The following is a 24,705-nucleotide window of genomic DNA, read 5'->3' as shown; positions in this document are numbered from 1 at the left end:
GGGCCGGGCGGGGCGTCGCGCGCCGGCCACCGGCGGCGGGCTGCTCGCGGCCCGCGGACTACAGGCGGGTGTGCGGCCCCCGGTGCAGGGGCTGTCGCGGCGCCGGGCGGTCCGGCAGCGGCGGCACGGCGCGCACGACGGGTCCCTCGCCGTTCACCCGTACCGGCTCGCCGTGGTGATGGAGCGTCAGCGGCGGGCCGGACAGGAGGGCGTACGCGGCCTTGTCCGGGCCTATCTCCACGCGCAGCCGCCGGCCGAGGAACTGGACGCTGAAGGCCAGCCGGCTCAGTCGCTGCGGCAGCCGGGGCGCGAAGCGCAGGCCGTCGGCGTCACGGCGCAGCCCGCCGAACCCCGCGACCAGGGCCGTCCAGGTGCCGGCCAGGGAGGCGATGTGCAGTCCGTCGCGGGTGTTGTGCTCCAGGTCGGCCAGGTCCATCAGCGCGGCCTCGGTCGTGTAGTCGAAGGCCAGGTCGAGATGGCCGGCCTGCGCGGCGATCACGGCCTGGCAGCACGCCGAGAGGGAGGAGTCGCGCACCGTCAGCGGCTCGTAGTAGGCGAAGTTGCGGGCGACCTGCTCGTCGTCGAAGTGACTCGCGCAGGTGTACATCGCCAGGACCAGGTCGGCCTGCTTGACGACCTGCTTGCGGTACAGGTCGAAGTAGGGGAAGTGCAGGAGCAGCGGGTACTGGTCGGCGCGGGTGCCGGAGAAGTCCCACTGCTGGTAGCGGGTGAACCCGGCGTGCTGTTCGTGGACGCCCAGATCGTGGTTGTAGGGCACGTACACCGCCTGTGCGGCATCCCGCCAGGCCGCGCTCTCCTCGTCGTCGACGCCGAGCCCGGCCGCCTCCTGCGGATAGCGTTCGACGGCGTCGGCGGCGGCGAGGAGGTTCGCCCGCGCCATGAGATTGGTGTACGTGTTGTCGTCGGCGACCGCGCTGTACTCGTCGGGTCCGGTGACGCCGTCGATGTGGAACGCGCCGTGCGCGTCGTGGTGGCCGAGCGAGCGCCACAACCGGGCGGTCTCCACCAGCAGTTCGACGCCCGTCGAGCGTTCGAAGCCGGTGTCCCCCGTCGCCGCGACGTAGCCCACCACGGCGTGGGCTATGTCGGCGTTGACATGGAAGGCGGCGGTCCCGGCCGGCCAGTACGCCGAGCCCTCCGACCCCTCGATCGTGCGCCAGGGGAACGCGGCGCCCCGCAGCCCGAGCTGGACGGCCCGCTCCCGGGCGGCGGGCAGGGTGTTCTGCCGCCAGCGCAGGGCCTCCGCTACGGCCTCGGGAGCGGTGTAGGTGAGCAGGGGCAGTACGAAGGTCTCGGTGTCCCAGAAGGCATGGCCGTCGTACCCGGAACCGGTCAGCCCCTTGGCGGGGATGGCCCGTTGTTCGGCGCGGGCGCCGGCCTGCAGGACGTGGAAGAGGGCGAAGCGGACGGCCTGCTGGATCTCCTCGTCGCCGCCCACCTCGACGTCCGCGCGCGACCAGAAGTCGTCGAGGTAGGCGCGCTGTTCGTCGAGCAGGCCGTCCCAGCCGCTGTGTCCGGCCGCCGCGAGGGCCGCCTCCACCTGGTCGCTCATCGCGGGCCGCGAGCGGGCGCCGGACCAGCCGTGCGCGACCAGCTTCTCCACGCGCAGCCGTTCGCCGGGCTCCAGCACGGAGGTGACGGTGAGACGGGCGACGTCGACGTTGCTCTCGCTGCTGACAGTGGTCCGGTCTGGGCCGGTGACGGTGTGGTCGGCGGCCACGGCCACGCGCAGCCCGCTGCGCTTCGTACGGTGCACGAGCCGCAGGCGGCGGCCGACGGCCACGTCCTCCTCCGGCTCCAGCGGCGACTTCAGGGCGCGCGCCGCGCGCGGGTCGCCGTTCGGGTCGGGCAGGCTCTCGTTCGTGACCAGTTCGGACTGGATCACCACCCGGGAGCGGCTGCCGACGGCCTCCACCTCGTAGGCGACGGCGGCGACGGCCCGTTGGGTGAGCGAGACCAGCCGGGTCGAGCGCACCCGCACGGTGGATCCGGCGGGCGAGGTCCACTCGCAGGTCCGCTCCAGGACGCCCCGGCGCAGGTCGAGCACGCGCTCGTGGGTGACGAGCCGCCCGTAGCGCAGGTCGAACGGCTCGTCGTCGACCAGCAGCCGCAGGATCTTGCCGTTGGTGACGTTGATGACCGTCTGCCCGGACTCCGGATAGCCGTAGCCCGCCTCGGCGTAGGGCAGCGGGTGCAGTTCGTGGACGCCGTTGAGGTACGCCCCGGGCAGACCGTGCGGTTCGCCCTCGTCGAGATTGCCCCGCCAGCCCACATGCCCGTTGGACAGCGCGAAGACGGACTCGCTCTGGGCGAGGACGTCGAGGTTGAGCTCCGTTTCGCGTACACACCACGGCTCGACGGCGTACGACCGTTGGGTGATCACGCGTGCCCTCCCTGCCCGAGGAGGTCCTCGAGGTCCTCCACCACGACGTCCGCGCCGTGCGCGTACAGCGCGTCGGACTGTCCGACCCGGTCAACGCCGACCACATACCCGAAGTTCCCGGAGCGGCCCGCGTCCATCCCGGCGAGCGCGTCCTCGAAGACGGCCGCCCCCGCCGGCTCGACGCCCAGGTCGCGCGCGGCGGCGAGGAAGGTGTCGGGGTGCGGCTTGCCGGGCAGGTCCCGCTCCGCCGCGACGACGCCGTCGACGCGTACGTCGAAGAGGCCCTCGGCGCCGATGGACCGCAGCACGTCCCGCGCGTTGGCGCTGGAGGAGACGATCGCCGTGCGCAGTCCGCGGGCGCGGGCCGCTTCGAGATAGCGCAGGGTGCCGTCGTAGGCCTCGACGCCCTGGGTGCGGATCTTCTCCAGGAGGAGTTCGTTCTTGCGGTTGCCGAGGCCGTGCACGGTCTGCGCGTCGGGCGGATCGTCGGGGCCGCCCTCGGGCAGCCGGACGTCCCGTGAGGCGAGGAAGGCGCGCACGCCGTCCGCGCGCGGGCGGCCGTCGACGTACTCGTCGTAGTCATGGCCCGCGTCGAAGGGCCGGAATCCGTCACCGTCGCGTTCGCGCAGGAAGGCGTCGAACGTCTCCTTCCAGGCCGCCGCGTGGACGACGGCCGTGCGGGTGACGACCCCGTCGAGGTCGAAGAGACAGGCCTGGATGGCTTCGGGGAGGCCGAGCGTCGTCGTCATACAGGCCCGGTTCCCCGCGATCGTCCCCCTCAACAGTGTGGCGCGCGCCACACCTTGGCGTGCTCACTCGTGCGGGAACGAGTGGTGCTCGTGCGCGATCAGCCAGCGGCCGCCCTCCTTGCGCAGGCCGAAGGTGAGGCGCAGCCGCAGCGTGGGGTTCTCGGCGAGCTCCTGGGGCGTGCCGCAGCGCAGCAGCGCGTGGGCGTAGGCGACGTCCTGCCCGGCGGTGACGTCGAGGGTGTCGATGTCGAAGCACGCGCCCTGGCTCTGCCAGGCGAAGAACGGCGGCCACAGGGCGCGGTAGGCCTCCAGGCCCCGCAGGCCCGCGTGCGGTGGCGGGACGTAGTACAGGACCAGGTCTTCGGCGTGGCCGGCGAGGACGGTGTCGAGGTCCCCGCGGCGGACGGCGTCGGCCCAGCGGGTGATCAGGGTACGGATCTGCGTCTCGTCGTCGGGCAAAAGGTCGTCCTCCTCTCCCTGCGGGTCTCCTTCCAGGAGACTGCGACACTCTGCTGTGTGCTCACTTTCGATGATCTGCTGCGCCGGGCCCGTTCTCTCGCCGGGGGAGGCGGGCGCGCGCTGCTCGGCATCGCCGGCGGTCCCGGCGCGGGCAAGACGACCCTGGCGCGGCGTCTGGTGCGGGAGCTGAACGGCGCGGGCGAGCCCTGGGCCGTCCAGGTCCCGATGGACGGGTTCCACCTGGCCGACGCCGAGCTCGACCGGCTCGGCCGCCGGGACCGCAAGGGCGCGCCGGACACGTTCGACGCGGCCGGCTACGCGGCGCTGCTGCGGCGGCTGCGGGACGAGGCGGACGGCGAGGACACCGTGTACGCGCCCGGCTTCGAGCGGGTGCTGGAGCAGCCGCTGGCGGGGGCCGTGCCCGTACCGCCCGCGGTACGGCTGGTGGTCACGGAGGGCAACTACCTGCTGCTGGGCACCGGTGCGTGGCGGCGGGTACGGGCCGCGCTGGACGAGGTGTGGTTCTGCGAGAGCGACGAGGACGAGCGGGTGCGCCGGCTGGTCGCCCGGCACGAGGAGTTCGGCAAGGCGCACGAGGAGGCGGTGGCCTGGGTGCTGAGGAGCGATCAGCGCAACGCCGAGCTGGTGGCGGCGACGCGCGAGCGGGCCGACCTGCTGGTGCCGCTGCCCCTGTGACGTCCGGGCCGCGTTGTCGGTGGCGCACGCTAGTTTCGGGACCATGGACGAGGGACTGAGTGACGGACTGCGCGGGGGACCGGACCGGGGACCGCGCGACGGCATCGTGTGGCTGGTGGATCTGGACGGCTGGATGTCCAGCGTGGTGTTCGCGCGCGGGATCTCCCCCGAGGAGCTGGCCCGGCGCATGGGAGCCGAGCCGGGCGGGGCGACGGAACCGGTCACCGACGCCGAGGTGTGGCGGCTGGGGATCACGCAGTGGCGGCCGGCCGCCGACGGGGACGGCGTGATCCGCGTGGGCGTGTCCGGGGAGTGGGCGTTCGCCCTGGAGTACGGGGACTCGACCGGCGGGGACCTGCTCGCGGAGATCTCGCGCGACGGCGTCGAGGTCGTGCGGTACGTGCCGGCCCAGGAGCACCCGCCCGCCGACGTCCACTACGCGCGCGACGGCGTGTGCGTGTCCGGCTACGGGCTGACGGAGGAGGTGTGGCGCTGGGGCGAGGACCCGGACCTGCTGCTGCCCGACCTGGCCGCGGCGGGCGTGCTCAGCGCCGACGGCCGCACGTACCTGCCGCCGGAGGACGAGCACTACCGGACCGGCTACCGTCGCAGCCTGGGCGTCGTGGAGCGGCGGTTCGGTCTGTCCCTCTCCCCCGCCTTCCTGCGGGACGCCCGGCTGCCCGCGTACGCGGTGCGGGGCGCCCCGCGGATGACGCTCAGCGGCTGACGGCGCGCAGCGTCAGCTGCGGCTCGGCGTGCGCGTCGTCCGGCCCGAGGACCGCGGTGAAGGCGTCCGTGCGCACGGTCAGCCCCTCCTCGCCCCACTCCGCCGACGCGGCGAACGGCTCCTCGGCGCCGTAGCGCACCGCGAACACGTGCAGGTCGTCCGGCGCGTCCGCGATCGGGCCGGCCTCCAGCGCCGTCGAGCCGACCAGGTGGCGCCAGCCCTCGTCGGGGTTGCCGTAGCCGCGCGGGTCGGCGGCGAGGGCGAAGGCGGCCTGCTCCTGCGTGAGTTCGGCGCGGGCGTCGAAATGGTCCGGGCCCGGCGCCTCGGGGTGCGTCAGGCGCAGGGAGCCCGGCGAGGAGACGGCGGCCCGCGCCGTGCGGCGGACCCGGTCGCCGTCGTCCTCGGCGTAGGGCATGCCGGCCAGCAGGTACGGCGTGCCGTCGAGGTGTTCCACGGCGACCGCCGTCCACAGGGTCGTGCCGTCGGTGACGTACAGGGAGCGCACGTACCGCAGGACGTGGTCGCGGCCGACGACCGGCTTGGTGACGAGCTTGGCGGTCAGGCCGTCGGCGCGGACGTCGCGGACGCGGACCTCGCCCATCGGGCGGCACAGCAGGAAGCCGTCGCAGACCGGGCCGAAGCCGTGCTGCCGGTCGACGGCGGCGGCCAGGAGGTACGTCCCGCCCGCCTCGATCACCGCCGGGGTCATCCGGTCGTCGAAGGCCACCGAGACGGCGCCGGCGCGCAGTTGGTGGCGTGCCGCGTGCGAGGACGGCTCGCGGCGCCAGCGCGCGGTGTCCTGTGTCTGCCAGACGAGCATCCACGCGAAGTGCCCGTCGACCCCGCCGTCCGCCCCGACCGCGTGCCGGGCCCAGCGGCTGTCGCCCCGGTAGCGGCCGAGGTCCGCGCCGATCCGGGCGCCGAAGTAGCGCAGGCCCAGCACCGACTCGAAGGCCGAGTGCTGCTCGCTGTAGCGGGGGCCGCCGTTGTCGAAGCCGCCGCCGGTGAGACGGGCGTCGATGTAGCGGGCGAGGGCGTCGCCGTCCTCGGCGAACATCTCCTCGCCGCTGATCCGGTGGGCCTGCGCGAGGAAGGACAGGGAGATCGGGCCGTAGTTGTTGTCGTAGGCGCCGCCGTGTTCGGGCGGCAGCAGGGCGCCCCGGTCGCGCACCCGGTGGGCGCGGATCTCGTCGGTGTAGAGCGTGAGGGCCCGCGTGCGGACCGGTTCCGCGGCCTCCGGCGGGAGATGACGGGCCAGCATCAGTCCGCCCACCACACAGCCGATGGCCTGGTTGCCGGCCTCCTGCGGGTTGAAGAAGGTCGCCTCGGTGAGCCAGCTCCAGTAGCCGCGGGCGACCTCCAGCAGGTCGGCCCGCTGCTCGTCGTCGACCAGGCCGTCCGCCATGTCGAGGACGTTCACGGCCTGCAGCAGCGCCCACACGGTGCTCGGCCAGTCGCCGACGGGGTGGGCGCCCGCTTCGAGGACGTACCGGGCGTACGGGAGCCCCGAGCCGCGCACCGTCAGGTTGGGGTAGCCGGGGTTGTCCTCCCGGTAGACCCGCTCGCGCAGATGGAAGGCGAGGCTGCGGCGCACCGCCTCCGGCAGGCGCGGGTCCCCGGTGCGGCGCCAGGCCAGGGCCAGCAGGGAGGTGATGCCGAGAGAGGTGTCGCCGATGTCGTCGTCGGCGTCGGGGTGTTCGAGGTTCCCGTCCGGCGTCAGCCGACGCAGGGCCTGTTCGGTGACGTCGGCGAGGACGGCGTCGTATGCCTCGGGGGTGTCGGGCAGGTCGTGCAGCGGGCCGCGCTGGTGGAGGAGGTGCACGGGAGGGGACGTGAGGTGCACGGGGATCAGCCCTTCATGCCGGAGATGGCCATGGCGTGGGTCGTCGGGGTCACACGCCGGGTGCGGGCCGGCGGGCGCGTAGGGCGACGGTGAGAGTGTGCGGGCCCTGTCCACCGATGTAGACGCGGGTCCCGGTCGTCGCGTCGGTGCCGCCCACCACGGTGTAGTCCTGGCCCGGGTCGTAGCGCAGCACGTCGCTCCGGTCCGGCCCGGCCAGCGGTTCGCCCGCCTCGACGTCGGCCTCGACGCGGATCTCGTCGTCCCCGACCCGGTAGGTCACCGGCCCGGTCGTCAGGCACCAGCGTCCGTCGCCGAGCTGTTCGGCCCCCTCCGGCAGGCCACCGGGCCGGAAGGTCAGCTCGAGGGCCCAGGGCACCCGTGGTCCGCTGATGTCGATCCGCAGGTCGGCGCCGTCGTCCCGCAGGTCGACCTCGATCCGGGTGGTGTGGGAGACCTCGTCCTGGGGGCGGTCGGGGAAGGCCATCGCGGCGGAGAAGCGGCCCTCGTCGACCAGGCGGTAGGCGCCGTCGTCGCGCCTGCGGTCCTTCGGGAGCGGCTGGTAGTAGGCGCTGGTGAGGGTCTGGGTGAGCCGGTACCGGTGGTCGGCGAGCCGTTCCATCTCGGCGGCGCGGAAGGGGCCCAGGTCGAAGAAGCCGCGGGAGAGCCGGACGGCGTCGAGGACGGCGGCACCGGCGAACAGGCGCAGGAAGGTGGGGTTGCAGGCCAGGCCCGAGCGGATGCGCCGATGCTCGGGCACGTCGGAGCCGCCGTACACCACGGTGTGCGCGGTGGCCGAGGCGTGTGCGGCGAGCCGTGCGGTGGGGAGGTACCGGTCGCGCGGGAGCTGTTCCGGGTCCGGGGCCGGCAGGGCGCGGGCCAGATCCGGAGTGAGGAGGGTCTGGGCGAGCAGGTCGGGGTCGTGGATGCCGTCCGCGGCCGCCATACGGGCCGCGCGGGCGAAGTCGCCCCGGCCGGTGCGGATCGCGAGCAGTCGGTAGTACGGGAGGTAGGGCCACAGCGCGAACGACATCCGCTGGTCCTGCCGTCGCGAGTGGACGGTCTCCACCGTGCCGTCCGGCCTGATCAGGTCCAGGGTCGCGGTGAGGTTGCGTTCGACGGCGTCCACCAGGTCGGGACGCCCGAGCACCTCGGCCAGCAGCAGCAGCGCCGGGTTGGTCACGATGGACGCGTAGACGGCGCTGCGTTCCGAGTACAGGCCCTCGGCGTCGATGTCGACGCCCTCGGCGACCCACTCCTCGGCGCGGGCGAGCAGTCGGTCGTCCGGGAACGACCGGTGCAGCCGGGCCAGCGCCGCGGACAGCTCCCAGCGGTGGTTGGGGGTGTGCACCCCACCGGTCAGGAGGCTCTCGGTGGCGGCGCCGGCGATCTCGGCGAGCGCCGCCGTGACGTCGGCCATTTCGGGTCCGGCGGCCGCGGCGAGGACGTGCGCGTCGCACACGTCGTTGACGGTGAACGCGGAGTCCGGCGGCGACTGCACGTTGTCGCCGCCCGCGAAGAGGCCGGAGGCCGTCTGCACGGACCGCAGGGCACGCAGGTGGGTCAGCGCGGCGGCGACGGCCCGCTCGCTGCCGTGCAGGGCCGACTCCGGCGAGCGGTACGCCGCGACCAGGGTCTTCACCCGCCGGGCCAGGGCGCGGTGCGGCTCGATGAACTCCGCCGACGGGTCGGCCGACCCGTCGGCGGCGAGCGCTGCCGCGCGGACGAACTCGTGGTCGAGCGGGAAGGGCAAGGTCAATCCTTCAGTCCGGCGTTGATGTCGGCGCCCATGACGTAGCGCTGGAAGACCAGGAAGATGGCGATCAGCGGGATCATGGAGATGACCGAGGCGCCGAGCAGCACCGACCAGTTGATGTTCTGCGCGCCGACGATGCTCTGGATGCCGATCTGCACGGTGAACTTGTCGGGGTCGTTGAGCATCAGGAGGGGCCAGATGTAGTCGTTCCAGCGCCACTGGAAGGACAGGATGGCGAGGGTCAGCATGATGGGCCGGGAGATCGGCACCATGATCCGCAGGAAGATCGACAGTTCGCGGGCGCCGTCGATGCGCGCGGCTTCCACGAGTTCGTCGGGAACGGTCAGGAAGAACTGGCGGAACATGAAGCATCCGGTCGCGGTGAGCACGGCCGGGAGGATGATGCCGGCGAAAGAGTTGTAGAGGCCGAGGTTGCGGACCACCAGGAACTCCGGGGCGAGCATGACCTCGCCCGGCAGCATCGTGGTGGCCAGGATGCACAGGAAGAAGGCCTTGAGCCATCGGTTGTCGTACTTGGCCAGGGCGTAGCCGGTGCAGCAGCTGACTCCCACCGTGAGGATCGTCGTGATCACGCACACGAGGGCCGTGTTGAGGAAGTACTGGGAGAAGTTGGCGCTGCGCCACGCCGTCAGATAGCCCGACAGGGTGGGGTTGTGCGGGACCAGCGTCAGCGGGTACGAGAACAGCTCGCTGGCCGGCTTGAGGGAGCTGAGGATGAACCACAGCACCGGCAGCCCGTACAGGCACGCAAGGATCCACAGCAGTGTGGTCGCGGGCACCGCCCGCCTGAGTCCGCCGCTGCCCGTACCGCCGGGCCGCTTCTTGGAGACGGCCCGTCCGGGGCCGGCGTCGACGGGGCGGGGCGTGTCTGTGGTTGTCATCGGTTCTCCACCCGCCGGTTGACGAAGAGCTGGACGAGCGCGACGGCCATCAGGATGAGCATGAGCACGAACGACGCGGCGCTCGCGTAGCCGATCTGGCCCCGTTTGAAGCCGGTCTCGTAGATGTACTGGACGAGCAGGTTGTTCGAGGTGCCGGGTCCGCCGTTGTTGAGGGCGACGAACACGGGGTATTCCTTCATCGCGTTGATCGTGTTGAGCAGGATGACGATGAACGAGGTGGGCGCGATGCTCGGCAGCGTGATGCTGATGAACTGCCGCCAGGGGCCGGCGCCGTCGAGCGAGGCCGCCTCGTAGTACGACACCGGCACGTTCTTGATCGCCGCGATGAACAGCAGCATCGAGAAGCCCGTCCAGGCCCAGGACGCCGCCATCACCACCACGATCAACGACAGGTCGGCGTTCGACTGCCACGGAACGGCGCTTCCGCCGAACTTCTCGATGACGTAGTTGACCAGTCCGAAGTTCTCGCCGAACAGCCAGCGCCACAGGACGCCCACGACGATGGGCGAGAGCAGCCACGGGATGAAGAAGAGGACGCGGGCGACCGACGCGCCCTTGGCGTGCTTGCTCACCAGCAGGTTGGCGGTGAGCAGCGAGAGCGCGAAGTTCAGCGGGACGAAGAGCACGGCGTACAGCAGCGTCCGAGTCAGCGCGCTGTAGAAGGCGGAGTCCCCGAGCAGGTGGTGGTAGTTGTCCACTCCGACGAACTGGAACGCCCCGACGCCCGTGTAGTTCGTGAAGGAGTAGACGAGCCCGATCACCGCCGGCCAGACGAAGAACAGCGAGAAGAGCACGACGTTGGCCGCGATGAGGACGAGCGGCGCGAAGACGTAGGTGCTGCGTCGTGTCCTGGGCGGGCTCGCGGAGACGTCCGGGGCGCGTTTGGTCATCTTCCTGACTCCGTGCTGGTGGAAGGGATCTCGGTGGGCTCACGCCATGAGCCCGGCATCACGTGGGCGCCCAGGGCGGGCGGCGGCGTCGAGACGCCGCCGCCCGCCCTGCGGCCTACGACCCGCCGCCGACCTGCTGGTTGTAGCCGGCCACGATGTTCTCCAGGGCCTTGTCGGCCGACTGCTGGCCGTTGATCGCCTTGCCGAGCTCCGTCTTGGTCGGGTCCTCGGTGAGGCTCTTGCCCTTCAGCACCCAGTCCGTCTGCGCGCCGTTGAAGTAGCCGGAGATCGGGGCGTAGAGCGGGATCTCCTCGTTGTACAGCTTGAACGCCGCCTGCGCCGCCTCCGAGGTGAAGGGGTACTTCGGGTCCAGTCCGCTCTCGACGGGCAGGAAGCCGGACGTCTCGCACAGCACGCGGTAGTGGTCCGGCTCGTACAGCCAGGACATGAACTTGGTCGTGGCGGTGGCCGCGTCGCCGTTGTTGTTGAAGCCGACCATCATGCCGCCGCTGTTGACGTCGGAGGCCTGCACCGGCTGGGCGGGAGTCGGGACGCTCGCCCAGTCGAACTTCTTGATGCTGTCGGCGAAGGAGGCGACCTGCCACACGCCGGACCAGTAGGCGACCACGTCACCGCTCTGGAACATGGCCGACGGGTCCGCGCCGCTGGTCCACACCGACTTCGGCATGGTCTTGTCGTCGTTCAGTCCGACGAAGTAGTTCACGGCCTTCTTGGTCGCGTCGTCCACCGAGAACTTTCCGGAGGAGTCCGCGTGGACGTACTTCCCGCCCATCTCGTACACCATGGCGCGGAGCCGGGACGGCGACTGGTCGAAGGTCAGGGAGTACTTGACGCCGGTCTTCTCGCGGACGGTGTTCGCCGCCTTGATGAAGTCGGTCCAGGTCCAGGTCTTGTCGGGCGAGGCCGGGAAGGCGACGCCGGCCTTCTTGAACAGCGTCTTGTTGATGTACAGGCCGGACGCGGTGACGTCCGAGGGGATGGCCAGCACCTTCCCGGAGGAGTCCTTGGCGATGAAGTTCGCGTTGATCTTGTTGGTCTTGTTCTCGGCGATGGACTTGAGGTCGATCAGCTTGGACGACCAGATCGGGTCCAGCGCCGGGACGGCGGCCACGTCGGGCAGCGAGTTCGCCTGCGCGGCGTTCTTCAGCTTGGTCGTGTAGCCGTCGTAGGGGATGTTGACGAGCTTGACGTCGACGCCGGCTTCCTTCTTGTACTGCGCCACGAGCTTCTTCCAGCCCGCGTCCTGCCCCGGAACCGTGGAGATCCAGAACGTCAGCGACTTGGAGGTCCCGCCCGAGCCGCCGTCCGACCCGCAGGCGGAGAGCAGCAGGGCGCCTGCCGAAGCCACGGCAGCGAGGGGAACCAGGCGGCGTATGCCGCCGCGGCCGAGACGGCGGGAGCGCCGCACACCCACAGTGGTCATCTTCGATCCCTTTTTTTCGTCGTAGGGGACGGAGCACGGCGCCGACCGGAGCGGCACGGGTGCATTTTGCAGGAGGTTTCGCTTTCCGGGGGCGCGGCCTCGCCCGGCCGCGTCGCCTGTGCGGGTGCGTTCCCCGGCCTGCGGGCCGTCACCGTACGAGTACGCCCTCGTGCGGCTGCCGCACCTCATCGGGCACGGGCGGGACGCTCACCCCAAGCCGGTGTCCCGACCGACTTAGAAAGCGCTTGTCCGGACATTGGCAGACCGAGTCGGAGGCCGTCAATGCTCAGCCCGCGCGGCCTGGGTCACGGTTTGGACTCCCCGGGCGACCGCGAGCCGTGCCGCGCCCGCGACGGTGCCGGAATCCCCGACCGTGCTGCTGACCACCTCGGTGGGCCAGCTCAGCCGCGCCAGCTCGGCCCGCACCCCGGGCAGGAGCTGCGGATCCGCGCCGGTGCTGCCCCCCAGCACGATCAGACCGGGGTCGAGCACGGCGGTCACGGCGGCGGCGAGGCGGCCGACGTCCACGGCATGCCGTCCGACCACGGCGCGGGCCGTCTCCCCGCCCTGCCCGGCGAGGGCGAAGAGCCGGTCGGTGGTGCGCGGGCACGGGCCGTCGGCAGGCTGCCAGGCCGCCCCGGCCCGGCGCAGCAGGGAGCGCGCGCCGATGTACTCCTCCAGGGCCTCCTGACGCGGCTCCCGGCCGTCGTCCCAGGGGTAGGGCAGCCGCGCCAGCTCTCCGGCGGCGCCGTTGGAGCCGCGCAGCACCTGTCCCCCGACGACGATGCCCAGACCGACGCCGACGCCGATCCGCAGGTAGCCGAAGGTGTGGCGGCCCCGGGCGGCGCCCTCGTGGAGTTCCGCGAGCGCGGCGCAGTTGACGTTGTTCTCCAGGTGGACGGGGACGCCGGGGGGCAGGGCGACGGCCATCGCGTCGAAGACCGGCCCCGCCTTGGCGGTGGCGGGGCGCATGCCGCTGCCCTGCCGGTCGGGTGCGAGGACGTCGCCGACGGCGACGACGATGGAGCGCAGCGGAACGCCCGCGGGCAGCGTGGCGAGCGCCTCGCGCACGGCGTCGGCGGCGTCCTCGCGGGAGGCCGTGGCCTCGGCGAGCAGGGCGCCGTCCAGGGCGCAGCCCCTGACCCGGGTGAGGGCCGGGCCGAGGTCGACGGCGAGCACGGCGCCGGCGGCCGGGCCCAGGCAGTAGACGGCGGCGGAGCGGCCGGTGCCGCTGGAGGCGGTGCCGGAGTGCGTGGCCAGCCGGGCGCCCTCCAGCTCCGCCACGGCGGAGGACACCGTCGGCTTGGACAGCCCCGCCAGAGTCGCGAGCTGCGGCCGGGTCGCGCTGCCCGCCCGGGCCAGCACCGCGAACACGGCGCTCGCGCTCTCGGTCAGGCGGGGGGCTTCAACCACGTCGCGTTCCACAGATTCCCCCACACGGGTACAGGGCCGCGCGCCCGGCCGACGGTCTCGGCGGGCTGCCGGCGATGGGATGCACCGACGTCGCGCGTTCCCGCTCCGCGGCGGCTGCAGAACGCTGCCCGGTGGTCGAGTGCGCGATTCCTCTTGACGCACTGTACTTCGTTAGTTAACTTCCTAACGAACTTCACGGTATACGCATGCCGTGCTTCGTCAGAGGCCCGTCCCGGGGCTTCCCTAGTTCGCCAAGTCACTCTCGCGTGGTCACGGTTCGCCCGCCGTCGCAGCTTTCCAGCGCATCGACGAAAGAGGATCCGTGCAGGACTCTCCCCCTTCGAGCCCCCTCGTGGTCGGCGTCGACGTGGGCGGCACCAAGACGCATCTGCGCGCGGTCGCGGGCGACGTCGTCGTGGCCGACCACGTGCGCGCCACCAGCGGCTGGCGGCCGCACGAACCGGCGGACGCGGCACGCCGGCTGGCCGGTCTCGTCCGTGAGGCCCTTCCCGCGGGCGCGCTCCCGTCGGCGCTCGCCGTGGGGGCGCACGCCTGTGAGACGCCCCCGCAGTGCGCGCGGATCCAGGTCGCGCTGCGGGAACTGCTCGGGGCCCCCGTACATGTCGTGGGCGACGCCGAGCTGCTCGTTCCCGCCGCCGGCCTGGACAAGGGCGTCGGCCTGGTCGCGGGCACCGGCTCGGTGGCGGTGGGCAGGCTGCCCGACGGCGTCGTCGTCCAGGTGGGCGGCTGGGGCGCGGTCCTCGGCGACGAGGGCGGCGGCGCCGGTCTGGTCCGCGAGGCGGCCCGGGCGGTGTGGGCCGCGCACGACCGGGGCGAGGAACCCGACGCCCTCGCGCTCGGTCTGCTCGCCTCGTTCGGGGTGCCCGAGGTCCCGGCGCTCGGCGCGGCGCTGGAGAGCGCCACGGACGTCTCCGCCGAGTGGGGCCGGCACGCCCCCGTCGTCTTCACGGCCGCCGCCGAGGGCTCCGCGCTCGCCGGCGTCGTGATCGCCGAGGCGGCTCGGGCCCTCGCCGCGCTCGTCGTCCGGCTCGCCGCGCGCGGGGTCCCGGTCGACGACGTGGTCGTCGCGGGAGGCACCGTCCTCGGCCGGCCGGTGCTGTACGAGGCGTTCACCGCCGCGCTCGCCGCCGTCCTGCCGGGAGCGCGGCCCCGGCCGCTGACCGCGGCGCCGGTCGAGGGCGCGGTGGCGCTGGCCCGTTCGCTGCTGTGAGCCGCCGGCCGCACGTTCACCTCGGCGACACGCACCGGTCGCCGGGTCATCGCGGAAGCGACACGACCCCGCCGTAGATCTTCGCTCAGACGCGTCATCCGGCTCACCGGTCGACACCGGTCCGACGAGCCGAACATGCTCGCACCTCTTCCCTCTGGCCACACGGCCGAAGAACTCAAGAGAGGCACACCCATGCCGTCCTCCGCCGGGCTCTCCACCCCCTCGGCCGTGAACCGCAGGCGCTTTCTGAAGACCTCCCTCGGAGGCTCGGCGGCCCTGGTCGCCGCCCCGACGCTGGTGTCGTGGCTGGGCGCGGCCGACGCCAAGGCCGCCACGGCCGCGCTCGCGTTCGTCGACGACTACAAGACGAACCTCCCGGCCAACCTGACGCCCGAGACGAACGCCGTGGTGCGCGCCCTCGACGGGTTCGCCCGGGTCTGGAAGACGGGTTCCGCCTGGAACACGGGCACGCCCCTGCGGCCCGACATCCTGCGCGCCAACATGCGCTACTGCATCGCCGTCACGCGGGCCCGCACGGAGGCGCAGGGCAAGGAGGCGTTCGTCTACGACCGCCAGCACCAGAGCTACTCGACGATCGCCGGCCTGGGCCCGCTGGCGGATCTGTACAAGGCCGGCGCCAAGGCGGTCACGTCGATCACCGGCGCGCCGGACACCACCCCCGCCACCAAGATCGACGACGCCGTGCCCGCCGACGCGCCCGCCGGCTCCGCGCTCGGCGCCGGCTCGTACGCCTCCGATCTCGGCCTGGTCGCCAAGCTCGTGGACACCGTGCGCGGCAACTACGCCTCGGGCAACCCGAGCAAGTACGCCTACCTGTACCCGCGGCCGTGGCGCATGAACGAGAACAGCCAGGTCGTCGACACCGGGAAGACCGACGCGCTCGGCTTCCCGGTCTACGACTCCAAGGTGGTCGTGGTTCCGCAGCTGCTGCGCCAGCGCAGCACCTCCCCCGCCAACGACGGCGGTTTCCCGAGCGGGCACACCAACGCCTTCCACCTGGCGTCGCTGGCGTACGCGTACGCCGTCCCCGAGCGGTTCCAGGAGCTGGTGACGCGCGCCCTGCAGCTCGCCGACACCCGGATCGTCTCCGGCATGCACTCCACCGTCGACGTCATCGGCGGCCGCATCATGGCCACCGCGCTGGCGGCCGCCACGCTCGCCGACCCGGCCAACGCCGAGCTCAAGGCGGCCGCCCGCGCCCAGGCGCTGGCCTACTTCACCCAGAAGACCGGCACGACCCCGGACACCCTGTTCGCCTACGCGCACTCCGACGCTTCGGACGAGTACGCCGACCGCGAGGCCAACGCCCGCGCCGTCGAGCACCGGCTGACCTACGTCCTGCCCCGGGAGGGATGCAAGGAGCCGCTGACCGTGCCCAAGGGCGCCGAGGTGCTGCTGGAGACGCGGCAGCCGTACCTCACCGCGGCCCAGCGCCGCGACGTGCTGCGCACGACCGCGCTGCCCTCCGGCTACGTCCTGCTGGACGGCTTCGAGCAGTGGGGCCGGCTCAACCTGTTCGCGGCGGCGGACGGCTACGGCGCCTTCGACGGCGACGTCACGGTCACCCTGGACGCGGCCAAGGGCGGCTTCCACGCGGCCGACGCCTGGCGCAACGACATCGAGGGCGAGGGCGGCCTGACCAAGCGCGGGTCCGGCGCCCTCACCCTGACCGGCCACAACCGCTACCACGGCGGCACCGTGCTGGAGGCGGGCGTGCTCGTCGCCGGGCACCCGAACGCCCTCGGCCAGGGCGACGTGCGGCTGACCGGCGGCCGGCTGCGCGCGAGCGCGCCGGTGCGGGTGCGCGGCGCGTGGGCGCAGGAGGCCGGCGCGGTGCTCGACCTGACGCTGCGCGCCCACCACGGGCCCGCCCTCTCGGTGTCCGGGCGGGTCCGGCTCGACCGGGGCGCGGTGCTGTCGCTGCGCCTGGACGACGAGCGGCCGCCGGCGGCGGGGGCGCTCGTCCCGGTCATCGGCGCATCGGCGTTGCGCGGGCAGTTCGACCGTGTTGAGCTGAACTCCGACCGTCTGCGAGCCGTACCCGTGTACACGGCAGACGGTCTGTCGATACGACTTCTGAAGCGGTAACGCCCTGCGTGGCGGGAGCCGAGACGCGGCGGGCCCCGGTGGCCCCCGCCCCTCGCTCCCGCCGCCGTCCGACGGTGCGACCGCAGGGCGGACGATGGCGCGCGCACTGGATGCGGACCTGGAGAAAACCCCCGGCGCGGGGCCGGAGCCGCCCGCGCCGGCGGGCAGCCGACGGCTGCTCGTCCCGCTCCTGGCGGTCGTCCTGCTCGGCCAGATGGCCTTCGCGATGATCACCGCCGCGGTGGAGCAGACGCCGACCATCGACGAACCGGTGTACGTCGCCACCGCGGCCGAGTACCTGCACGAGCACCGGGTGCGCCACAACCCGGAGCATCCGCCGCTCGGCAAGCTCGTCGTGGCCGTCGGCGTCGCCTTCGCCCACCCGCACGTCGGCGCCCCCTTCACCGGCGCCCAGGAGGACGCGGGCCGGCATCTGCTGTACGAGTCCGGCAACGATCCCTGGCGGCTGATGCTGTGGGCCAGACTGCCGGTGATCGCGGCGACGCTGCTGTTCGGCCTGGTGGTGTTCGCCTTCGCCCGCGACCTGGCCGGTCCCGCCGCGGCGCTGACGGCGCTGGCGCTGTACACCCTCTCCCCCGACGTCGTCGCCCACGGTTCGCTGGCCACGCTGGACGTGCTCGCCGCGGGGTTTCTGCTGACGTCGGTGTGGCTGCTGTGGCGTGCCCGGCACGGCCGGCCGCGGCTGTACCTGCCGTTGGCCGGCGTCGCGCTGGGCGCGGCGCTCGCCACGAAGATGAGCACACTGCCCGCGGTGCCCGTGCTGACGGCCCTGGCGGCGCTGTCGGTGTGGGCCCGCCGCCCGCGCGGGCTCCGCCGGGCCCTGCTGGGGGCGGGGGTCGTGGCGGCGGTCGCGGTGGCCGTCGTCTGGGCGGCCTATCTCGTCGTGGATCCACGGCTGCGCTGGGACCCGCACGCGACCCATGTGCCCGTGGTGCACGGCCTGCGCGGGCTCCTCGTGCGGGCGCTGCCGTTCCCGGAGGCGTACCGGGACGGCATGCGGGTCCAGTTCGGCCTGGAGAACCAGGCCTGGCAGGGCTTCCTCTTCGGGCACGAGTACTCCGGGGCCCGGTGGTACTACCTGCCGGTCGCGCTGATCGTGAAGACCCCGCTGGGCATGCTCGCCCTGTGGGCGGCCGGGGCGGTCGCGATGGTCGCGGTGCGCCGGCTGCGGCCCGCGGCGCCGTACGTGCTGGTCCCGTCCGCCGTGCTGCTGGCGGCGGCCATGACCGGCGCCCGGGATCTGGGCACCCGGTACGCCGTCTTCCTGCCGATGTTCCTCGGGGTGGCCGCGGGCTGTCTCCTGACGGTGCGACGGCGGTGGACGCCGTGGGCGGCGGCGGCGCTGGTCGCCTTCGTCGCCGTCAGTTCGCTGCGGACGTTCCCCTACTACCTGCCGTACTCCAACGAGGCGTTCGGCGGGCCGGCGAAGACCCATCTGCGGCTGCGCGACTCCAACGTGGACTGGGGCCAGGACCTGGGGCGGCTGGCGGACCGGCTGCACGACCGGTACCCGGGCGAGCGGGTGTGGCTGGTGTACAAGGGCAGCGGGCTGCCCGCCCACTACGGCATCGAGGCCTCCGATCCGCGGCGGGCGCCCGAGCGCGAGGTGCACGGGCTGCTGGTCGTGTCGGACTCCGCGGCCGCCACGGCGCAGGGCCGCCTGGCGGCGCTGCTGCGCTCCAGCAGACCGGTCGACGAGGTCGGGCACTCGATCACCCTGTACCGGCGGTAAAGCACGATCAGCGGGGGTGCGGAGGGCCGAGTCGGTCCTCCCTGCCGGGCCCTGCCGCTGAGCTATGTTGAGCCTCGTGGAAGACAAAGGAGGCGCACCGGTGCCATCGCCGCAGCAGGCACGCGCACAGGCATCAGCGATCACCTCGGGCAGAACCGGTCCGGAGGCGGAGGTGTCCCCGACCTCCCGGCTCAGGACCCTCTTCGACGGCCCGCGGCTGTCTCCGGGACAACGGCGGATCGCCCAGTATCTGATCGAGAACATCACCGAGGCGGCGTTCCTGTCGATCACCGACCTCGCGGAGCGGGTCGGCGTCAGCCAGCCCTCGGTGACCCGGTTCGCCGCCGCGGTGGGCTTCAGCGGGTACCCCGCGCTGCGGGAGAGGCTCCAGTCGATCGCTCTGGGCGCCCTGGCCGGCGGCCCGGCGGCGGCCGAGGAAAACCGGAGCAACGAGCTCCAGGCGGCGGTGGACGCCGAGATCGAGAACCTGGAGAACCTGCGGCGCGACTTCGCCGACCCGGACCGGGTCATCGACGTGGGCCGCCAGTTGTCCCGGTCGACGCCGCTGACCATCCTGGGGCTGCGCATCTCGGCCTCGCTCGCCGAGTACTTCGCCTACGCGGCCCGCCGGGTCCACCCGGACGTACGGCTGGTGACCCGGGGCGGGAGCGTCGCCTACGACGCGCTGCTGCAGTCCCGGGAGGCGGGCGGGACCTGGGTGCTGGCGTTCTCGATGCCCCGGCACGCGCAGGAGACGCTGACGGCCGTGCGGGTCGCGCGCAGCGCCGGTCTCAAGGTCGCGCTGATCACCGACCTGGCGCTGGGGCCGGTGGCCGACGAGGCCGACGCCACGTTCGCCTCCGGGACCGGGTCCCGGCTGGTCTTCGACTCCTACGCCGCACCCGGCGTGATGGCCGCGGCCCTGCTCCAGGCCATGACGGACGCGGGGCCCGAGCGCACCCAGGCCCGGCTGGAGGAGTACGAGCAGATCGCCGAGCAGCACCAGTTCTTCCTCAGGGAATGACCGGTCGTCCCGGACCGCCCCGCTCCACCCCCCTTCGACGAAAAGCACCAAAGGGATCAGTGCGGGCATTTCGCGCATGAATGTTTTCATACGTCTTGCAAAGAAGACGGCATATATAAATACTGCTCACGGCCGCACCCGCCCGCCAAGGGCTCCTGTACGGGCACCCGAAAGCCGCCGTCCCCTACCCGCGTCGGCGCCCAGGGTGTTCGGGGCATCGCTTGCGCGAGCGCCCGCGGCGGCCCCGGTCTTCCCCTGGACCGGGGCCGCCTCGAACCGTCGGACCACCGTCACGACGCCACACACCCGGAAGCGATGATCATGACCCTGACGACGACGCGCATCGGCTCGGACTGGCCGTGCCAGGTGAAGACCCCCGGCAGCTACGACTGGGAGCGCTCGGCCGCGAAGTGGCTGCGCGAGCTGGTGCCCGCGCGCTACGCGAGCTACCCCGCGCTGCTGCGCCACCCGGTGCTGCTCGCCCGCCACGCGCAGATCCAGGTCCAGAACGAGGTCCGGGTGGCCCGCACGGCGCTGCAGACCGCGCGCGCCGACCTGCCCCGGCTGGGAATGCCCGAGTCGGTGATCGAACACACCATCAAGATGTACGCCGCCGAGGTGATGCAGTTGCAGCACATCGCCCGCAGCGTCCGCGCCGTCACCCAGGCCCTGGTGGACCAGAACGGCCGCTGAGCAGGGCCGACCGCTCCCCCGCCGGGAGCGCGTCGCGCCTGGCGGGGGCGTTGCCGCAAGACCACGATCGAATCCACGTCCGTGTGCCATGCTCAAGGCGTGACGAGCGAACCCGCCCCGCCCCCGGATTCCGGTGGGGTGCCCGACGTGGCCGCGCTGACCCGGGTGGTGGCACGCCAGCGCGCGGAGATGGACCGCCTGCAGGAACTGGCGGCCACCTCGGCCGTGCTGGAGCGGGCCAAGGGCGCGCTGATGGCGCAGCGCGGCTGCTCGCCGGACGCCGCCCAGGAGGAACTGCAGCAGCGGGCGAAGGCAGGCCGGCGAACGCTGCTGGAGGAGTGCTGGATCACCCTCGGAGCCCTCGCCCGCGCGTCCGACGCCGAACCGGCGCCCGCTCCGGCCCACGCCCCCGCGCCGGGCCCGGCGCCGACGCCGTTCGCCGGGGAGGTCGACGCCACGGCCCTGGGCCGCCTGAGCCGCGCCCTGGTCCGGGTCGGCACCCCGCAGGACCTCGCCCACCGTCTGCTGGACCACCTCGCCCCGGACGTGGGCGCCGACGCCGTGATGATCTACGTCCGCACGCCCGGCGGCGGGCTGGAGCTCCTCTCGCACGCCGGCGTCGACGCCGCCCTGGCCGACCAGTGGAGCCGGGTGCCCCCCGTGAGCGGGATCGCGGCGCTGGACGCCCTGCGCGCCGACGAGCCGCGCTGGCTGGAGGACCCGGGCAAGGACGCCGAGCAGTACCTGCTGATCGGGGACCAGCCGCTGCGCTGGCAGTCGCGGGCCTGGCTGCCGGTGACGACGGGCAGCGCCGCCGACGTCGCGCTGGGCGTCCTGCGCCGGTCCGCGGGCCCCTTCACCTCCCGGGTCCGCGAACACCTGCTGGCCGTCGCCCAGCTGTGCGCGGGCCCGCTGCGCACCTTCGTGGCCCGCAAGGCGCCGGCCCTCGGCGCCGTCGCCGACGCCGTGCAGACGGTGTTCGACCGGCTCCCCGTCGCCGCGGTGCTGCTCGCCCCGCTGGCCCCCGGCACAGGCCGCGTGGAGGACTTCCGCGTCGACGCCGCGACCGGCGGGGCCGTCGACGCCCTGGGCCGCAGCGGGCGCGACCTGGTCGGCCTGCGCTTCCTGGAGTGCTGGCCGGAGGTCGCCGACGAACCCCTGTGGGAGGGGTGCCTGCAGGCGCTCAGCGGCGAGGAGCCCTACGAGAGCGAGCCGTTCGCCCGGCAGCAGCTGGTGGCCGGCTCCAGTGAGCTGGCCACCTACACGGCCCGGGCGGCACGGCTCGGCGACGGCCTGGTCGTCAGCTGGGTGCGCCACGACCCCTCGGACCGGCAGGAACAGCGACTGGCCGACGTACAGCGGCTGGGCAACCTGGGCTGGGCGACCTGGAACCTGGTCACGGGCGAGGCCCACTGGTCCTCCCAGGTCTTCGCCATCTTCGAGCGCGACCCCGCCCTGGGCGTCGTCCCGCTGCACGCGCTCCCCGGCCTCGGCCTGGCCGAGGACGTTCCCGTGCTGGCCAAAGCCGTCGGCGAACTGGTGCGCCAGGGCCTGCCCTGTGACGTCCCGTTCCGCATCGCCACCCGGGACGGCGTCCGCCATCTGCGGATGGTCGCCGAGGCGATGCCGGACGCCGATGGCGCGCCCGCCGAGGTGCACGGCTTTGTGCAGGACCTCACCGTGCAGCGCAACGCCGAACTCGCGCTGATCGCCAGCGAGCGGGCGATGCTCACCCAGCACGGGGTGCTCCAGGCCGAACGGACCGTGGCCGCCCGGCTGCAGGACGCGCTGCTGCCCCTGCCCCAGCAGCCCGTCGAGCTGGCCGGACTGCGCGTGGACATCGCCTATCTTCCCGCGCAGTCGGGCCTCAACGTCGGCGGCGACTGGTTCAGCGCCATCGAACTGCCCGACGGCGACGCCCTGTTCGTGGTGGGCGACGTGGCCGGGCACGGGATGGGCGCCGTCGCCGCGATGGCCCTGCTGCGCTTCACCGCCAAGGGCATGATCATCACCGGGTCCTCGCTGACCGGGGCGCTCTTCCGGCTGAACGCCCTGCTGCTGCACTCCCGCGACCCGCACGGCTCGGCGACCATGGTCATGGCGCGCTACAGCCCGCGCGAGCGCCGCCTGGTGTGGGCCCAGGCCGGACACCCGCCGCCGTTGCTGGTACGCGACGGCGAGGCGCGCTACCTGGAACGGCCCTTCGGCATGCTGCTCGGCGCGACCGACACGCCCCGCTACGAAGAGGCCGCGGTCGACCTGGAGCCCGGCGACCGGCTGCTGCTCTACACCGACGGCCTGGTCGAACGGCCCGCGGAGAGCATCGACCGGGGCCTGGAACGGCTCGCCGACGCCGCCGGGCCCGACGGCGCGGCGGCCCCGGCCCCGCTGGAGCGGCTGCTCGGCGCGCTGCTCGACCCCGAGGGCCGCGACGACGTCTGCGTGTGCGACATCCAGGTGCCCCTCGACGGCGAGCGGTAGGAGATCCCCGGCCGGGCCCGGCGCCCGAAGTGCACGGGGTCCGAAGTGCACGGGGCCCCGCCCCTGCGCGCCCCCGGCTTCGTGCGGCCGACCGCGGGCGGCCGTCGGTCATCCGGCGTGCGAGGCGGTGCGCGACTCCAGATCGCGGCGGGTGTCGTTCCCGTAGACGCCGCTCTCGTCGCCGCGGATGCCGTACCAGAGCTGGAACCGCGCCACGGCCTCCGTGAGACCGGTGTCGTAACGGCCGTCGGTGGACCCGCCGTCGTACACGTTCGGGATGCGCAGCAGCCGTCGCTGGAGGTCGACCACCTGCGGACCGCTGTCTCCCTCGCGCAGCGTGCCGGCGCCGTCGGGGTCGGCGGACCCGGTCGCGGACGGGGACGGGGACGCGGTCGCGGCAGCGGACGGGGCCGCGGACGAGGAGGCCGCGGCCGTCGGCGGGACCGTCTCGGCGGCGGCCTGGCTGCCCCGGCCCGGGAGCAGGAGCGCGCAGGCGAAACCGACCAGGGCCGCCGCGCACACGCCCACCGTGATCGCGCCGCGCCGCAGGCCCGCGTCGGAGTCGGCACGGGCGCGCGCCCGTCCGCCGGGCGCCGCCGGATCGGCTCCCGACGCGCCCCGCTCCCGCGCCGTCACGCCCGTGCCCCGGTCGCCGGACCCTGGCGGGCGGCCGGGCCGGGCACCGGGCTCCGTCCGGCCGCGGGCGGGCGCGGGGCGGCGGCCGCCGCGTTCACTCGCCCAGTCCGAGCCGCCGCGAGGCCCTGTCGCGGTCGCCGTGCGCGCGCGCACCGGCGGGAGCTCCTCCGTCTGCGCCTCGCCCCCGGCCGGCTCCCGCGGCAGCGGGATCGCCTCGTAGGCATCGGCGTCCCGGGCCGGCTCGGTCATCTCGCGGATCAGCTCCGCGAGGGCGTCGGTGTTGCGCGGCCGCAGGACCCGGATGGGTTCCAGGACCGTTCGTTCGTGCGGCTGCCCGGGTTCCTCCGGTGTCGGCACGCTCGTCTCCCTCCGTGGGTCCCCCGGGAGAGATACGGGCGGACGGGCCGCGGGGTTCACCCGGCGCGGCGGCGTCGCAGGGCGAAGCCGATCCGGGCGGGACGGCTGCGGCGGGCGGGACTCCTGGTCGGCCGCGGGCGCACGGGTCGTACGATGAAAGGACCGTCGTCTTCTCCTGAAGGGCTCGCCGACTCCCGTGACCACCGCAACACTTCTCGACGGCAAGGCCGCCGCGGCCGACATCAAGAGCGAACTCGCCCTGCGCGTCCAGGCGTTGAAGGAGCGCGGCGTCACCCCGGGGCTCGGCACGATCCTCGTCGGCGACGACGCGGGCAGCCGTTCCTACGTCGGCGGCAAGCACCGTGACTGCGCGCAGGTCGGAATCGCCTCGATCCGGGTGGAGCTGCCCGCGGACGCGTCCCAGGCCGACGTGGAGGCCGCCGTGCTGCGGCTGAACGCGGACCCGGCGTGCACCGGCTTCATCGTGCAGCTCCCGCTGCCCGCCCACATCGACACCCACGCCGTGCTGGAGCTGATCGACCCGGTCAAGGACGCCGACGGTCTCCACCCGACGAACCTGGGCCGCCTGGTGCTGGGCATCCCCGGCCCGCTGCCCTGCACCCCGCGCGGGATCATCGACCTTCTGCGCCGCAACCATGTGGCGATCACGGGCCAGCAGTTCTGCGTCATCGGCTGCGGGGTCACCGTGGGCCGGCCGCTGGGACTGATGCTGACCCGCAGCACCGAGCACGCCACGGTCACCCTGTGCCACGAGGCCACCCAGGACACGGCCGCGCACGCCCGCGAGGCGGACGTGGTGGTGGCCGCGGCCGGGGTCGCGCACATGGTCAGGCCCGACTGGATCAAGCCGGGTGCGACGGTGCTGTCCGTGGGTCTGACCCGCACGGTCGAGGGCATCCTCGGCGACGTGCATCCGGACGTGAGCGATGTCGCCGGGTCCTTCGCGCCGCCGATCGGCGGGGTCGGACCGATGACCCGGGCGATGCTGCTGACCAACGTCGTCGAGGCCGCGGAGCGGATCTGACGCCGGCGGACGCCGCACGGCACTCGGTTCCCGCGCGGAGGGAACCGAGTGCCATGACGTCGTCGCAGGTGTTAC

19 protein-coding genes are annotated in these 24,705 nt (G+C 73.4%); 9 read left to right on the top strand and 10 right to left on the bottom strand.

Translation table 11 applies throughout. The features are described 5' to 3' along the window. Positions 1 to 58: 58 nt before the first annotated feature. The 3 genes from Sri02f_RS26210 to Sri02f_RS26200 all read right to left on the bottom strand — a co-directional run bounded on the left by Sri02f_RS26210 (position 59) and on the right by Sri02f_RS26200 (position 3,612). Entirely contained in the window at positions 59 to 2,404 is a 2,346-nt protein-coding gene (locus Sri02f_RS26210) for a glycoside hydrolase family 65 protein (RefSeq protein ID WP_109003765.1), read from the bottom strand. Continuing rightward, the gene (locus Sri02f_RS26205) at positions 2,401 to 3,153 is read right to left on the bottom strand and encodes a beta-phosphoglucomutase family hydrolase (RefSeq protein ID WP_109003764.1); all 753 of its coding nucleotides are present in this window, start codon (positions 3,151 to 3,153) and stop codon (positions 2,401 to 2,403) included. The genes Sri02f_RS26210 and Sri02f_RS26205 overlap by 4 nt, the downstream gene beginning before the upstream one ends. A 63-nt stretch (positions 3,154 to 3,216) precedes the next feature. After that, on the bottom strand, positions 3,217 to 3,612 hold the full coding sequence (locus tag Sri02f_RS26200) for a YybH family protein (protein ID WP_109003763.1): 396 nt from the start codon (positions 3,610 to 3,612) through the stop codon (positions 3,217 to 3,219). Between the two features lie 57 nt (positions 3,613 to 3,669). Here Sri02f_RS26200 and Sri02f_RS26195 point away from each other — a divergent pair, with 57 nt between their 5' ends. Continuing rightward, on the top strand, positions 3,670 to 4,308 hold the full coding sequence (locus tag Sri02f_RS26195; protein ID WP_109003762.1) for a nucleoside/nucleotide kinase family protein: 639 nt from the start codon (positions 3,670 to 3,672) through the stop codon (positions 4,306 to 4,308). Positions 4,309 to 4,351: 43 nt separating this feature from the next. Continuing rightward, positions 4,352 to 5,035 (top strand): DUF6461 domain-containing protein, encoded by a 684-nt coding sequence (locus Sri02f_RS26190; protein WP_245970800.1) that lies wholly within the window; start codon positions 4,352 to 4,354, stop codon positions 5,033 to 5,035. On the opposite strand, the gene Sri02f_RS26185 is transcribed toward Sri02f_RS26190, so the two are convergent. The 6 genes from Sri02f_RS26185 to Sri02f_RS26160 form a co-directional block, all read right to left on the bottom strand. Further along, positions 5,025 to 6,857 carry a hypothetical protein gene (locus Sri02f_RS26185; protein WP_109003801.1) on the bottom strand — a complete coding sequence of 611 codons (1,833 nt, stop codon included), beginning with the start codon at positions 6,855 to 6,857 and terminating at the stop codon, positions 5,025 to 5,027. The genes Sri02f_RS26190 and Sri02f_RS26185 overlap by 11 nt on opposite strands. A 70-nt stretch (positions 6,858 to 6,927) precedes the next feature. Continuing rightward, positions 6,928 to 8,628, bottom strand: a complete 1,701-nt coding sequence (locus Sri02f_RS26180) for a hypothetical protein (protein WP_109003761.1) — start codon at positions 8,626 to 8,628, stop codon at positions 6,928 to 6,930. Positions 8,629 to 8,630: 2 nt separating this feature from the next. Next, positions 8,631 to 9,533, bottom strand: coding sequence for a carbohydrate ABC transporter permease (locus Sri02f_RS26175; protein ID WP_109003760.1), 903 nt, complete (start codon positions 9,531 to 9,533; stop codon positions 8,631 to 8,633). Then, positions 9,530 to 10,444: a carbohydrate ABC transporter permease gene (locus Sri02f_RS26170; RefSeq protein ID WP_109003759.1), complete on the bottom strand. Its 915-nt coding sequence runs from the start codon at positions 10,442 to 10,444 to the stop codon at positions 9,530 to 9,532. Before Sri02f_RS26170 ends, Sri02f_RS26175 begins: the two co-directional genes overlap by 4 nt. Before the next feature lie 115 nt (positions 10,445 to 10,559). Next, the gene (locus Sri02f_RS26165; protein WP_109003758.1) at positions 10,560 to 11,888 is read right to left on the bottom strand and encodes an extracellular solute-binding protein; all 1,329 of its coding nucleotides are present in this window, start codon (positions 11,886 to 11,888) and stop codon (positions 10,560 to 10,562) included. A 279-nt stretch (positions 11,889 to 12,167) separates the two neighbouring features. Next, on the bottom strand, positions 12,168 to 13,301 hold the full coding sequence (locus Sri02f_RS26160; RefSeq protein WP_245970799.1) for an ROK family transcriptional regulator: 1,134 nt from the start codon (positions 13,299 to 13,301) through the stop codon (positions 12,168 to 12,170). Positions 13,302 to 13,623: 322 nt separating this feature from the next. Here Sri02f_RS26160 and Sri02f_RS26155 point away from each other — a divergent pair, with 322 nt between their 5' ends. The 6 genes from Sri02f_RS26155 (at position 13,624) to Sri02f_RS26130 (ending at position 22,592) form a co-directional block, all read left to right on the top strand. Then, positions 13,624 to 14,532 (top strand): N-acetylglucosamine kinase, encoded by a 909-nt coding sequence (locus Sri02f_RS26155; protein WP_109003756.1) that lies wholly within the window; start codon positions 13,624 to 13,626, stop codon positions 14,530 to 14,532. 192 nt (positions 14,533 to 14,724) lie between these two features. Further along, positions 14,725 to 16,641 (top strand): phosphatase PAP2 family protein, encoded by a 1,917-nt coding sequence (locus tag Sri02f_RS26150; protein ID WP_109003755.1) that lies wholly within the window; start codon positions 14,725 to 14,727, stop codon positions 16,639 to 16,641. 94 nt (positions 16,642 to 16,735) lie between these two features. Beyond that, positions 16,736 to 18,394 carry a phospholipid carrier-dependent glycosyltransferase gene (locus Sri02f_RS26145; RefSeq protein WP_109003754.1) on the top strand — a complete coding sequence of 553 codons (1,659 nt, stop codon included), beginning with the start codon at positions 16,736 to 16,738 and terminating at the stop codon, positions 18,392 to 18,394. A gap of 100 nt (positions 18,395 to 18,494) precedes the next feature. Continuing rightward, complete coding sequence (locus tag Sri02f_RS26140; protein WP_167467622.1) at positions 18,495 to 19,418, top strand: MurR/RpiR family transcriptional regulator; 924 nt, start codon at positions 18,495 to 18,497, stop codon at positions 19,416 to 19,418. A 315-nt stretch (positions 19,419 to 19,733) separates the two neighbouring features. After that, the gene (locus tag Sri02f_RS26135) at positions 19,734 to 20,111 is read left to right on the top strand and encodes a hypothetical protein (RefSeq protein ID WP_174855709.1); all 378 of its coding nucleotides are present in this window, start codon (positions 19,734 to 19,736) and stop codon (positions 20,109 to 20,111) included. 99 nt (positions 20,112 to 20,210) lie between these two features. Continuing rightward, complete coding sequence (locus tag Sri02f_RS26130; protein WP_373865129.1) at positions 20,211 to 22,592, top strand: SpoIIE family protein phosphatase; 2,382 nt, start codon at positions 20,211 to 20,213, stop codon at positions 22,590 to 22,592. Between the two features lie 108 nt (positions 22,593 to 22,700). Here the strand turns inward: Sri02f_RS26130 and Sri02f_RS26125 are convergent, their stop codons facing one another. Then, positions 22,701 to 23,585 (bottom strand): peptidoglycan-binding domain-containing protein, encoded by an 885-nt coding sequence (locus Sri02f_RS26125; RefSeq protein ID WP_245970798.1) that lies wholly within the window; start codon positions 23,583 to 23,585, stop codon positions 22,701 to 22,703. A 196-nt stretch (positions 23,586 to 23,781) separates the two neighbouring features. Here Sri02f_RS26125 and Sri02f_RS26120 point away from each other — a divergent pair, with 196 nt between their 5' ends. Further along, complete coding sequence (locus Sri02f_RS26120) at positions 23,782 to 24,630, top strand: bifunctional methylenetetrahydrofolate dehydrogenase/methenyltetrahydrofolate cyclohydrolase (RefSeq protein WP_109003752.1); 849 nt, start codon at positions 23,782 to 23,784, stop codon at positions 24,628 to 24,630. Positions 24,631 to 24,705: the final 75 nt, after the last annotated feature.

It is taken from the genome of Streptomyces rishiriensis (genome assembly GCF_003112535.1).
Classification (GTDB): Bacteria; Actinomycetota; Actinomycetes; order Streptomycetales; family Streptomycetaceae; genus Streptomyces; species Streptomyces rishiriensis.
Note: the sequence above shows the minus strand (reverse complement) of the source record. Positions and strands in the feature narration are given on the sequence as shown.